Below are 11,914 nucleotides of genomic sequence, written 5' to 3'. Positions count from 1 at the left end.
TTCATAGCCATCGGTGATTTCCGGTAGGGTCGGGTTGCTTAGAGCCAACCTGAGGGACACCACCGATGACCGACGACATGATGAACCTGCGCTCACTCGTTGAGAAGAGCGCTGATGCCGATTTGCTGCGGGAGATGATCGGCTTTGCTGCCGAGAAGCTGATGGCGCTGGAGGTCGGCACGAAGACCGGCGCGGCCTATGGCGAGAAGAATGGCTTCCGGCTGGCCCAGCGTAACGGCTATCGCGACCGGGATTGGGAGACACGGGCGGGCACCGTCGAGCTGCGCATTCCCAAGCTTCGCACCGGCAGCTACTTCCCGAGCTTCCTGGAGCCGCGCCGCATGGCCGAGAAGGCTCTGACGGCGGTCATCCAGGAGGCTTATATCCAGGGTGTTTCGACCCGCTCTGTTGATGACCTCGTCAAGGCCATGGGCATGTCGGGCATCTCCAAAAGTCAGGTGTCCCGGCTCTGCGAGGAGATCGATGAGAAGGTGAAGGCCTTCCTCGACAGGCCCATCGAAGGAGAATGGCCCTACCTGTGGATCGATGCGACCTACCTCAAGGTTCGGCGCGGTGGTCGTATTGTCTCCGTCGCCGTAATCATCGCCGTCGGCGTCAACACCGATGGCCGACGCGAAGTGCTCGGCATGGAGATCGGCACGTCCGAGGCCGAGGCGATCTGGACCGAGTTTCTTCGAAAGCTGATCAGGCGGGGGCTGCGCGGCGTCAAGCTCGTCGTCTCCGATGCCCATGAGGGCATCAAGGCCGCAGTATCGAAAGTGCTTTCCGCCACCTGGCAGCGCTGCAGGGTGCACTTTATGCGCAATGCCTTGGCCCATGCTGGAAAGAGCGGACGCCGGGTTGTCTCCGCGTTCATTGCAACGGCCTTCGCTCAGGACACGCCGGAGGCCGCAAGCACTCAGTGGCGCAACGTCGCCGACCAGATCAGGCCAAAGGTACCGAAGCTCGCCAGTCTCATGGACAGTGCCGAGCAAGACGTGCTCGCCTACATGACCTTTCCCAAGCAGCATTGGGCCAAACTTCACTCGACCAACCCCATTGAGCGATTGAACGGTGAGATCAAGCGGCGCACAGAGGTCGTCGGCATTTTCCCCAACGACGACGCCATCGTGCGCCTGGTCGGTGCGCTGCTGCTCGAACAGAACGATGAATGGGCCGTCCAGCGATCCCGCTACATGACACTTGAGACAATCGCCACAATGAGCGATGATCCGCTCATCAGCCTGCCAGCAGCAAGCTGATACTCATCCGACCCTCTGGGATGAGCCGTGGTCGTCTAAGCTACACCACGTCCTGGGACATGATCAGCGGTCCTCGCCGCACGAGCATGAAAACACTCCTTGCTATGGCTGCCGTCCCATCATGACGGAATGGAAAAGCACGGGCGATAAACTCCAGTACAACGGCACTCGCAGCCCACATGTTCAGCGCGATGACCGATGGCGCTTCTTCCGCCGCGCACTCGTCACGACAGTCAGGCTAATATGTTCACATCATTTCTGACTGCGTGCATATCGTGGGTCATCTGGAAGCTCTGGCGAGGACGGCTGGGCCTACGTGCAGGCTGATGTCTGCCCACACTCGCTCGATAGCCACAGTAGGGAAAATCCGCCTGCAAGGCTCGCAGCAAGTAAGCATATCTGCCCATGACGGTGCTTCGTCTCTTGCAAAATTCTCACGCAAGAGGGACTTTCGACAAAGTGCCGTGCCGCTTCGCAGTTCCGCCCGGTACCGGCTAGGTTGCCTGTTTTAACGAACGTCAAGTTTTCCGTACATGAGATTGGAACATGATCAAATCCGAACTTATCGAAATTGTCGCTCATCGCAGACCCTTTCTGCATTTGAAGGATGCGGAAAGGATCGTTGATGCGATCCTCGAGGAAATGGCTGAAGCGCTGATGCGTGGCGACAGGGTTGAGCTAAGAGGGTTCGGCGCGTTCAGTGTCCGCCATCGCTTGTCGAAATCAGGCAGAAACCCAAAGACGAACACATCGATATTCGTCGAGGAGAAGTGGGTTCCCTTTTTCAAGGCGGGAAAAGACATACAGTATCGCCTGAACGCCGCGAGCAACCTCGATGCCCGAAGAATTGCTTCAAGAGGTTAGCTGCGATAGCGCTCGCACTCCAACCAATAAAGCCAACATGGGGAAGGTTATGGCAAGGAAAGTCAAATGGTTTGACGCGAACAAGAAGTACGGCTTTATAAAACTGACGATGGTGGCCCGGATATTTTCGTGCATCTCAGTGAAGCTATAAAGGCGAAGCTGCCTCATCTGACTCCAGGCGTACCCATTTCCTATACTCTTGAGATTGAAGACGGCAAAAGGTCGGCAAAAGAGCTCTCGCCAGTGACTATCAGCGCTGATCCAAAGTCCCCCGCCCGAACGATGAAGGAGCCGCCGAACGATTTTACGGACGAATTCGAAAGGGAATGGGGATTACGGCAAGCCTGAAGCTGGCTCGGTTGTTTTCCGGCCTTTAAATTCGGGCGTTGCCTTGTCTTTTCGCTTGGCCTTACAACGAAAGGCCAAGTCGATTTCTCTTGGCCGGTCCCGCTTGCAACCATTATCTGTAGCCCAGACCTTTTTGTTTCGCGCGCGAGGTTCTACGTGGCATATGATTGGAACGGCGCCAGAACACGGCGTATCAAGATATTGAAGTTCGTTGTTTCGCTCTTGATTGGTCTGACGCTCTTGGCCGGCCCTGCTATAATGCTTGTCCGTGCTCATCCCTAGGACAAACACCATGGGCCTCGAATATACCGAGATCTGGCGATGGATATCCACGACTCGCCATTGTCTCGCCAATTGCGGTGGAAAACAAAGCCCGATCGGCCCTGCCCTGTGGATCACTTGGGCATTTCCCTGTGGCGATCCAGCGCCTCAAGCACCGGGATGATTCCTTCAGCTACTTGCGGAGACAGATGCTCAAGTATGATACCGGATCGCACAACTGTTTCGAAGGAACGAGCGTCGACGACGGCGTAGGTATGATCTTCATCTTCAACTAGCGAGTAACTTTGCATGGCATGGATCTCCATAAACCTGTGCCTGACGATCAAGATGCCGGACACCGTACCGAATGATGCACTGGCCGTCACGTCTCCCGAGCGACATTAATCGAACATCGTTATCAAAGAAGACGAATTGGCCGGTCTGCCGAATTTTCGCAATATGGTGAGACCTCAATGCAACGACGCCTGCTCAGACACGCGCAGTTCATTCACGGCTGCATCGGCGATCTCTCAGAGGCTGCCTCAAAAAGAGGTGGGTGATTTCAGCAGGTTATGATTCCTTCGGATTTGCGAGATTCGATGGAGAACACGATGGCCTGGACCAAAATCACCCGCCGGCAATATGCCCGGCGAACGGCACGCTACGCAAGCGATATGACGGATCGGGAATGGGGTCTGGTTCAGCCTTTCCTGCCAATGCCGCGCCGCTTGGGCCGCCCGCGGACCACGGATTTGCGAGAGGTGGTGAATGCCCTGCTTTACATCGCCACAACTGGTTGCCAATGGCGGATGCTGCCGAAGGATTTTCCACCCTGCTCGACCGTCCAGCGCTATTTCTATGAATGGAGAGCGTTGGGACTTTGGCCACGCATCAACCATCGTCTCGTGATGGAAACGCGCGAGTTGAGGGCAAGGAGGCAAGCCCGACGGCCGGTGTGATCGATAGCCAGAGCGTCAAAACCACCGAAAGCGGCGGCATCCGGGGCTATGACGCGGGCAAGAAGACCAAAGGCCGCAAGCGCCATATCATCGTCGATACGCTCGGCCTGATGGTCGGTCTCATGGTGCACAGCGCCGACATCCAGGATCGCGACGGTGCTCCCGATCTCCTGAAATCCATCCGCCACAGGTGGCCATGGTTACTGCATGTCTTCGCCGATGGTGGCTATGCGGGCGATAAGTTGAAGCGGCGACTGAAAAAGATCGGGCGCTGGACGATCGAGATCATCAAGCGCTCAGACAAGGCGAAAGGCTTCGAGGTTCTGCCGCGTCGATGGGTGGTCGAACGGACCTTCGCCTGGCTTGGCAGATGCCGCAGATTGGCCAAAGACGTCGAACGCTCGATCGCATCAGCCGAAGCGTGGATCATGATCGCCCACATTCGTCTCATCACCAGACGGCTAGCAAGGTATGGATATCGTTGAACGCTTTTCGAATCCGACTCTCAGAGCCTACGCCGACCGTAAAGATCGTAAAAAAATATCAGTGCAGCCAGACGGCTGCGCTCGGTTCAGACGGGAATGCGTGCACAATATGCAAAGCGTCAGCGCAAGCGACGGCAACCCCGATCCGGTGTATTTTGCTCGGGGCGTGCTGCCAAGGTATTGCAAACAAGCGCTGTTCAAAGCAGGGAAATTCTTTGGACCTTTGCGCCGAAATTGTACCATGGTCTATATTGGTTTCAGTATTTTGAGAGCACCCATGGACAATCAGGCGCAACAGCCAAACCGCGAACATCACTTTTGCGTCTCAACTGCCAAGTTTCTGTTCCACCACCCTCAGCATGGCATTGTGGCTGCGCGTGATCCCATTAAGCTCGCGGACGCTAAGCAATATGGACTGAGTCCGATTTTGCTTTATGGCGTTGCTGTCGCCCGCCTGCCAATCCGCTGGCTGACATTCTCTACCGTTACCCATCGCAGAACATTTCGCGAAGTGTTGCTGACGGCATGGGGAAGCGCGCAGGGATCGCGTGGCTTGCCAGACATTCTCCGTGTGAACCGCTTCTGTAACGGGCTGTCCCGAGTCAATCCCTTTTGAGCTTAATCCCTCGCCGAGTGCTTGCTTCTGTCCGCAGTCGACGCCGGGGTCGCTGCTTTATGGGGTCTGCTGAGGACCGGCTGGCCAATCTAAGGACGCGCAGTCACCTCAGTGCTGCTTGCGGTTCATCGGCCTATCCGCTCCATCGTCCCGGCGAAGGGACCTTGCTCCGGTGGGCTGATGGTGGTGCCCGCCCGAAACCTTGTCTTGTTGTCTCGCTTCCTGCTCAGGCGGTCATGGCTGACGCCGCCTTGTGGGGAATGAAGTTGGTTTTATCCCTGAGCATGTGGTGCAACACCACCGCCAGCTTACGGGCCAGCGCAACACGCGCCTTTCTGGGTCCCGCACGTCTTGCAACCGCCAGCGCCCAGCTTTTGAGATCCGAACCCTTCACGGGGCGCGTCAGGATGACATTGGCCGCCTCGTAGAGCGCGGTTCGTACGCCCGCATCACCGATCTTCGAGATGCGGCCGCTATAATCGGTTTCGCCCGATTGATACTTCTTGGGCGTCAATCCGAAATGCGGCCCCACCGCTCGTGATGATCGGAAGCGCTCAGGCGCGTCAACAGCCGACACGAATGTCAGCGCCACCAGCACGCCAACGCCGGGCGTCGTCATCAGCCGACGTGCATTATCGTCCTGACGGGCCATGACACGCAGCTTTCGTTCAAAACCTGCAAATTCGTCCATAAGCGCGTCGCGCACCTTCAACAGTGAAACGGTGATCGCCTCCAAGGTCGGATGACCTTCAATCAGCTCGCGGATCCGTGCCGCATAGGTGCGCCGCGTGGTCGGCCCTACCTTGAGGCCGAAACCGCGCAGAATGCCCCGGAGGCTCATCTCGATGTCGTGAAGTTTTCCCTGGATGAGCTTGCGTGCGGTCAGCAGCGCTCGCACCTCCTGGGCCGGAAGAGATTTGCAGTGGACCGGCCTGAACCAGCCAAGCCGCATTAACTGCGCAATACCCCGTGCGTCCTTCTTGTCGGTCTTCACGGGCATCGTCTTGAAGGCCGCCCGCACGTGGCGCGTCTCGATCAGTTCGACCGCCAGATCCGCCTTCGCCATTTCCGCGTAAAGCCATTGCGACAAGGGGCCAGCCTCAAGACCAATTCGTTCCATCGCCGCGCCCTGCTCGCCAAACCAGGCGATCAGCGCATCGGGTTCACTGTGGACCTTTGCCTCGCGCACGATGCGGCCATCCGCATCCACCACGCACACACTCGAGTATTCCAACGAGACATCGATTCCGGCATACTGCTTCATGGTCGTCTCTCCGTGATGCTATGGAGCAGGCCACTCCTGACTCCGCGACACCATCATTGTGAGGGACGACCACCAAGCCTTCAAACTCGCCTGGCTGGGATCCGCCCGTTACACCATCTATCTTATGCAGGCCGATCCATCGCTGGCGGCGGATCTCACTAAAATCGGAATCCGACTTGAGGTTGCCGACACCACGGACAAAACGGTACCCGCATCGTTGCGCTCGGCCCAGGATGCTTCTAGTACCGTTCCGCAGAGATTCTGACGGGTTGAGCTATCGCAAGATTGGCAGCGCTTCGGGTTGTACGAGCAATTGAATGCTTCGCGCTTCTCCAGGCTGGCGTTGAATGAGACCGGCCTTTTCCAGGGTTATCACCATCTGGTGTACAGACGGTGCGGTCACCTCAAAGTGGCGACGCATGTCCGCTTCTGCCGGGGAGCGTTTGAAGATCCTGGTATAGGCATAAATGAAGGCCAGGTATTGGCCCTGCAGCTGCGTGAACTGTGGCGCTCCGGCAGGAGGCTCTTTGCCAAACGTTTGATTCATTTGAGTTTAACCTGTGTTTCATCGCATCAGGAGGCTCAAATGAATATAAGATATCATGTGGAACTCAACCAGCTTGAACGTGAGCAACTGAACGCTCTTTTGAGCGGTGGCCGTCACTCGGCGCGCAGGCTCAAGCGTGCACAAATCCTGTTGGCGGCGAATGAGGGTGTGAGCGACGAGGTCATCGCTGCGACTTTGAATGTCAGCGGATCGACCATCTATCGCACCAAGCGCCGCCTGGTAGAGGCCAATCTCGAAGGCGCGTTGAGTGAGGAGCCACGGCCCGGCGTTGCCCGCAAACTATCAGCCAAGGAGGAAGCACTGCTGGTGGCGACGGCTTGCTCAACTCCGCCGCCCGGCCGGGCACGTTGGACGCTTGAGCTTCTGGCTGACGAGATGATCAAGCTGACCGATCACGCGCAGATCTCCTGCGAGACCGTGCGCCGAAGGCTTGGTGAAAATCATCTCAAGCCATGGCGAAAAGACATGTGGTGCATTCCCAAGGTCGACGGGGAATATGTCGCCCGAATGGAAGACGTCCTGGACCTGTATGCCGAAGCCCCAGACCCGCAAAGGCCGGTTGTCTGCTTTGACGAAAGCCCGGTCCAACTGATTGGCGAGGTGCGGGACCCCATTTCTGCAAAGCCGATGCAGCCCTTGCGCTACGATTGTGAATATCGCCGCAATGGCACCGTCAATCTTTTCGTTTTCTTGGACGCGCATCAGCCATGGCGGCGGGTGAAGGTCACCGATCGGCGCACCAACAAGGACTTCGCCGAGTGCATGCGCGAACTGGTCGACATTGACTATGCTGACGCAAAGACCATTCGTGTTGTTATGGACAATCTCTCTACCCATTCACCCGGCGCGCTATACGACGCGTTTCCTGCCGCCGAAGCCCGTCGTGTGCTCAAGCGGCTTGAATTCCACCACACGCCGAAACACGCAAGTTGGCTGAATATGGTCGAGATCGAGATTGGCGTTTTGAAAAGCCAATGCCTCGACCGCAGGATCGACGACAAACACAGGATGATTGCAGAGATCAATGCTTGGCAGCAGCAGAGAAACGCGCAAAGGGCACAAATCCAATGGATGTTCACCACCGAAAAAGCCCGTGAAAAACTCCACAAGGCCTATCCAGTCAAAGAGTCATAATCTCTGCGGAGGGGTACTTGAAGAAGCACGACCCGGTTGATCCGTCTCTGGCCGCGTCCGTCGAGGCCCTTTGCCGCGATGCACATAAGGATCACGACTGGAGGGCCGGCCGGGGTCCTCGCAGGCTCAGCAACCGAAAACTCGAGAACATCGAGCGGTGGCTGGAGTTGCCAATGCGCACCCCGCCATCCATTCCCCTCGAAGACGTCGATTGGGAAGTCGGTCCATGGCTGTCATCCTGGGAGATCTCGCTGCCGCCCGATCGGCCGCGTTATTTTCACCATGACAACTTATGCGGCAGAACCTGGCTGCTTTCGGGAGAGGAGCCATTAGGCGACATGGACGATGATGACGAGTTTCCAGCTTATGAAGAGCACGACAATACGGCGGAAATCGCCAAAAATCTGGTCGCCTGCTGGCCCAATCCGCCGAAAGAGATTGCGGCTACGGTCGGCGTTACCCTGCGACAACTCCAATGGTTTCTCTCGGAACGCTCCTCCCTGGACAGAACGGCCCGCTACGACCTTTCACGCCTGTTGGGCGTCGCGTATGACGAGCGGATGGGCGGCTACACTCCTTCGGGACCTTACGTCCTGATCGCCAGAAAAGCACAGGCGCTCGACGCGATCTATCAGGAGATTTCCGGCGCTGGTGATGCTTGTCCTTGTGAACTCGTTCCCGCGCAGGGAGAGGCAGATCCGAGCTGGCGATACGTCTTGATCAATGCATATGGAACGCCGCCGACCGTTGTCATGGCGCGCCGTGGCGAGGCAATCGCGGAGCGCCTTCCCGACCTGATCATGAACTACGAGGGCATTCGGCCGGTCTCCCCTACTTTTTACCGGGATGTGGTCACCACCTGCGCCCGCGCCTGCCAAACCCCTCAAGCGAATGTCCGGGAGATGACAGAATTCGCGAAACGGTATGAACGGCACTGGATTGATTGCGCGTGGCTACCGGATTGAATTTTCTGGTAGCACGTGAGCTCTGATGTTTGAGCGCGTTCGAACATACCAGCCTGGTTTCTTTGCACCCCTCCTTCCATAGGGAAAATGGAAGGTGCCGCTTTAACTCATCGTTTTCCGCGACCGTACAGCTCGATGTCAGCGACGGCGTCAGTCTTCCTTGCCTGGATGTTATCGCCATTTCCGTCAGCAAGGCGCTTTTGTGGCATACGGTCGAGGCCCGGTCTGGCAATCGAATCTACGACCTGGCCTGCCTTGGAGAAGAGGCAGCCCGGCTAGCGGCTGATCTCTACAGCTTCTTGAACCATCACCTCTTCGAATTGATCGGCTCAGACGTCGGTCATTTGAGCGAGGTGGACACGAGACTACAGTCTGTTGTCGAGGGTAGCCCGCAGGCAATATTTAGCGCAAGCCGACCTTTCCCATGCGATTTGGGGCGTTAGAGTCAATCACTCTTCTGAAACGGCCGTCTCCTCCTAAATAACGAGGTCTAATGAAAGATCCCAACGGGGCCCGTGGATCGACTTCTCCGCCCGCGTCGGTTTCTGGTTCGGCTCCCAGCGGCAGCCATTGTGCGCTCCTTCCAGACAGGAGGAGCTCGCCGGTAAATTCTTCAGGAGGCGGATGCGATCTTCACGTTTCCGCCATGTCCGCCTCCCCCAAAGACCCGGTGTTCGCCGAATGCGGAGCGGATCTGCCCATGAGGGCCGGGCAGGCCTATTTCGGGGAAGAGCAACTCGCAAACCCGGTAGGCTTCTTCCAGGTGCGGATAGCCGGAGGCGATGACGGTATCGATCCCGAGCTCCTGATATTCCCGGAGACGTTCCGCGATGGTCTTCGGAGATCCGACCAGTGCGGTCCCCGCACCCGTGCGGACGAGACCAATCCCCGCCCAGAGATTGGGAGAGACTTCGAGCTTTTCGCGGCGTCCCTGATGCAGGGCGACCATGCGCGCCTGGCCGACCGAATCCGAGCTCTTCGCGAACACTTCCTGCGCTGCGGCAATCGTTTCGTCGGAAAGCTTGGAAATCAGCCGGTCGGCCGCGGCCCAGGCCTCTTCATCGGTCTCGCGAACGATGAAGTGAAGACGGATGCCGAAGCTGACGTGCTTGCCCTTCGCCGCGGCGGCCTGGCGGACCTTGGCAATCTTCTCTGCCACTTGCGCCGGCGGTTCGCCCCAGGTCAGGTACTTGTCGGTGATACCGCCGGAAAACGCAATTGCAGCGTCGGACGATCCGCCGAAATAGAGCGGAGGGCGCGGTTCCTGTATAGGCGGCAGGCCAAGTCTCGCATCGATGGCCTTGATATACTTGCCGTCGAGGTTGGCCTTTCCGGTCTCGACCAGCGAGTTGAACACCTGGAAGAACTCGCCCGCATGATCGTAGCGTTCGTCATGCGGCAGGAAAATGCCGTCACCGGCGAGCTCCTGGGCACTGCCGCCGACCACGATGTTAATCAGCAGGCGGCCATTGGAAACGCGGTCGAGCGTCGCGGCAAGGCGCGCATAATAAGCCGGCGATGCCGTACCCGGCCGAATGGCCACCAGAAATTTCAGTCGCTCGGTATGGGCGGCGAGATCGGCGGCCAGAATGAAGGATTCTTCGCACGCCGCCCCCGTTGGGATAAGCACGCCGGAATATCCCAGCCGGTCGGCAGCCTTCGCGATTTCGCGGAAATAGGCGGGATCCGCCGGGCGGCTGAGATCGTCCGACCCCAGATACGCACCGTCACCGGACGAAGGGATGAACCAAAGAAAGTCGAGAGGCCTATCGATTACCGTCATTCCCATTCCTGTCAAAAGCGGCAGAACCGTTACAGATTTTCTCGATATTATTAAATTCTATAGTTTTCATAAGCAATTTTCTTCCAACTATCGTGCGGCTTTCGAAAAGATCGGTTCTCTTGCGGCGGTCTTAGTGACCGAAGTGATCAGTAAGTGTCTGTCTGATACGGTTCGCACCGAACACGGCGTGTTCGGTGACCTGGGGCAGACCCATCAGTTCACCAGAGGTTCCTCGGCCAAGGGGCCGGCAATGAGCACATTAGACACGGCTTCACTCCCTCGAGAGATCGAATGTGCTTTACCATTGCAGGCGATACCGAGCCACGTCGGGCAGGGCTGCAGGAGGCCGGCGACGCTAAGGTCGCGTAAAAAGTCCTGGCTCTCGAGAATAGCGCCATGCCCCGGCCCTGTTGTCACGACGATGGCCTCGACCATGATTTCCCGACTATCTCGCCTGTGCCGTTGTCGTAGGCTCACCTTGAAGCTGGAGCCGGTTCTCTCAACCGCCGCTACTGAAGCGGCGAGGATCTCAAGTTTGCCGCTGGAGAGCTCATCATTGATGACATCCTCCACCTGCGGCGGATGCGGAAGCGGTGGACGTCCCAGAACGGCCTGACATGGCGGGCGATCGGCCGGCGTTCGGCCATCGGCAAAGCGGCCCACACTTCTTGTCCCTGCAAGCGAACAGCATCGAGCACACAGTGCCAGGACAGTCCCTTGGCCTCAGCCTTCCTGTCCGCTGTGCGCACGTGCCGCAAGAGGCGGCTCGCCGTCATTGCGGGTTCCGTCACGAGATCGCCCAGCGCCTCCTGTCCGGCCGGCTGTGCCCGCGCGAACGAAGACCGCGCCGAGAGATGGATGATGTGGCCATAACGTCCGCGACGCTTCAGCGATGCCACGACGTCTGCCCGGTCCGTCCGTTCCCGATAATCAGCACATGGTCGGTCGCCGCGATGGGGCCAGCGCACCAGCGACCGTGACATCCATGACGAGTTTGCCGTCTCCGCGCAACGGCACGAGGACGTGGGCAAAGCCGGCGGCGGATGGCTGACGGCAAGGACCAGGAAATCGGCTCGAATCTCGGATCAGTCGGCAGCCTGCAAGCGATATTCCTGACCGTCTCGGCCAACTGTCTGGATTGTGGCTCGGCAGTGCACGATCCGACCCTCTGCGATCAAGGGGCGCAGTCGGGCAGCCACATAGTCACCGAAAACGGAACGCCAGGGATAAGGCAGGCCATCTCGACCGATCAGTCTTTCGTCGGCAACCTCGGTCGAACACTCTGCGAGCAGTTCAGGAAATCGTCGGGTCGCTCCGGAAAGAGTGTCATCTTACCTGCGGAGACGTTTATCCGGTGCGCAGGGTCGTTTGTACCATAGGCCAGACCCGTCACCGATATCAGAGC

Annotated in this window: 12 protein-coding genes; 6 read left to right on the top strand and 6 right to left on the bottom strand. The window is 58.0% G+C overall.

The genetic code is table 11. The features are described from left to right. Positions 1-65: 65 nt before the first annotated feature. Both RHSP_RS17415 and RHSP_RS17410 read left to right on the top strand, forming a co-directional pair. A complete protein-coding gene (locus RHSP_RS17415; RefSeq protein ID WP_004110519.1) occupies positions 66-1,262 on the top strand; it encodes an IS256 family transposase in 1,197 nt (398 codons plus the stop codon). A 546-nt stretch (positions 1,263-1,808) separates the two neighbouring features. Continuing rightward, positions 1,809-2,126 (top strand): integration host factor subunit beta, encoded by a 318-nt coding sequence (locus RHSP_RS17410; RefSeq protein WP_004119995.1) that lies wholly within the window; start codon positions 1,809-1,811, stop codon positions 2,124-2,126. A 743-nt stretch (positions 2,127-2,869) separates the two neighbouring features. Here RHSP_RS17410 and RHSP_RS17400 read toward each other — a convergent pair. Next, positions 2,870-3,121 carry a hypothetical protein gene (locus tag RHSP_RS17400; protein WP_120764172.1) on the bottom strand — a complete coding sequence of 84 codons (252 nt, stop codon included), beginning with the start codon at positions 3,119-3,121 and terminating at the stop codon, positions 2,870-2,872. A 225-nt stretch (positions 3,122-3,346) separates the two neighbouring features. Here RHSP_RS17400 and RHSP_RS17395 point away from each other — a divergent pair. Together RHSP_RS17395 and RHSP_RS34705 are read left to right on the top strand one after the other, a co-directional pair. Continuing rightward, positions 3,347-4,179 (top strand): IS5-like element ISRtr4 family transposase gene (locus RHSP_RS17395; protein ID WP_240535457.1). Its coding sequence is split into 2 segments (ribosomal slippage): positions 3,347-3,659 and positions 3,659-4,179, totalling 834 coding nucleotides; the frame shifts between segments, so codons are not numbered across the junction. Next, entirely contained in the window at positions 4,166-4,795 is a 630-nt protein-coding gene (locus tag RHSP_RS34705) for a hypothetical protein (protein WP_135488308.1), read from the top strand. The genes RHSP_RS17395 and RHSP_RS34705 overlap by 14 nt, the downstream gene beginning before the upstream one ends. A 226-nt stretch (positions 4,796-5,021) precedes the next feature. Here RHSP_RS34705 and RHSP_RS17390 read toward each other — a convergent pair whose 3' ends face one another. Continuing rightward, complete coding sequence (locus tag RHSP_RS17390) at positions 5,022-6,059, bottom strand: IS110 family RNA-guided transposase (RefSeq protein ID WP_004119987.1); 1,038 nt, start codon at positions 6,057-6,059, stop codon at positions 5,022-5,024. 274 nt (positions 6,060-6,333) lie between these two features. Then, entirely contained in the window at positions 6,334-6,606 is a 273-nt protein-coding gene (locus RHSP_RS36165; RefSeq protein WP_004119985.1) for a LexA family protein, read from the bottom strand. A gap of 39 nt (positions 6,607-6,645) precedes the next feature. Here RHSP_RS36165 and RHSP_RS17375 point away from each other — a divergent pair, with 39 nt between their 5' ends. Further along, a complete protein-coding gene (locus RHSP_RS17375; protein WP_004119981.1) occupies positions 6,646-7,761 on the top strand; it encodes an IS630 family transposase in 1,116 nt (371 codons plus the stop codon). Positions 7,762-7,778: 17 nt separating this feature from the next. Beyond that, a complete protein-coding gene (locus tag RHSP_RS17370) occupies positions 7,779-8,726 on the top strand; it encodes a hypothetical protein (RefSeq protein WP_240535456.1) in 948 nt (315 codons plus the stop codon). Positions 8,727-9,339: 613 nt separating this feature from the next. On the opposite strand, the gene ssuD is transcribed toward RHSP_RS17370, so the two are convergent. From ssuD to RHSP_RS35970, 3 genes are all read right to left on the bottom strand, one after another. Then, positions 9,340-10,509 (bottom strand): FMNH2-dependent alkanesulfonate monooxygenase, encoded by a 1,170-nt coding sequence (gene ssuD / locus RHSP_RS17360; protein WP_004119972.1) that lies wholly within the window; start codon positions 10,507-10,509, stop codon positions 9,340-9,342. Between the two features lie 213 nt (positions 10,510-10,722). Further along, the gene (locus RHSP_RS35620; RefSeq protein ID WP_135488289.1) at positions 10,723-11,172 is read right to left on the bottom strand and encodes an FAD/NAD(P)-binding protein; all 450 of its coding nucleotides are present in this window, start codon (positions 11,170-11,172) and stop codon (positions 10,723-10,725) included. 586 nt (positions 11,173-11,758) lie between these two features. Next, the gene (locus RHSP_RS35970; RefSeq protein ID WP_157385366.1) at positions 11,759-11,902 is read right to left on the bottom strand and encodes an FAD/NAD(P)-binding protein; all 144 of its coding nucleotides are present in this window, start codon (positions 11,900-11,902) and stop codon (positions 11,759-11,761) included. Positions 11,903-11,914 lie beyond the last annotated feature (12 nt).

This window comes from Rhizobium freirei PRF 81 (genome assembly GCF_000359745.1).
GTDB classification, from domain to species: Bacteria; Pseudomonadota; Alphaproteobacteria; order Rhizobiales; family Rhizobiaceae; genus Rhizobium; species Rhizobium freirei.
Note: the sequence above shows the minus strand (reverse complement) of the source record. Positions and strands in the feature narration are given on the sequence as shown.

Excerpts from the sequence above, each read along its gene's own strand:
- RHSP_RS17375 (WP_004119981.1), top strand. The coding sequence starts at position 6,646 with ATGAATATAAGATATCATGTGGAACTCAACCAGCTTGAACGTGAGCAA.
- RHSP_RS17410 (WP_004119995.1), top strand. The coding sequence starts at position 1,809 with ATGATCAAATCCGAACTTATCGAAATTGTCGCTCATCGCAGACCCTTT.
- RHSP_RS17415 (WP_004110519.1), top strand. The coding sequence starts at position 66 with ATGACCGACGACATGATGAACCTGCGCTCACTCGTTGAGAAGAGCGCT.
- ssuD (WP_004119972.1), bottom strand. The coding sequence starts at position 10,509 with ATGACGGTAATCGATAGGCCTCTCGACTTTCTTTGGTTCATCCCTTCG.
- RHSP_RS17390 (WP_004119987.1), bottom strand. The coding sequence starts at position 6,059 with ATGAAGCAGTATGCCGGAATCGATGTCTCGTTGGAATACTCGAGTGTG.
- RHSP_RS34705 (WP_135488308.1), top strand. The coding sequence starts at position 4,166 with ATGGATATCGTTGAACGCTTTTCGAATCCGACTCTCAGAGCCTACGCC.
- RHSP_RS36165 (WP_004119985.1), bottom strand. The coding sequence starts at position 6,606 with ATGAATCAAACGTTTGGCAAAGAGCCTCCTGCCGGAGCGCCACAGTTC.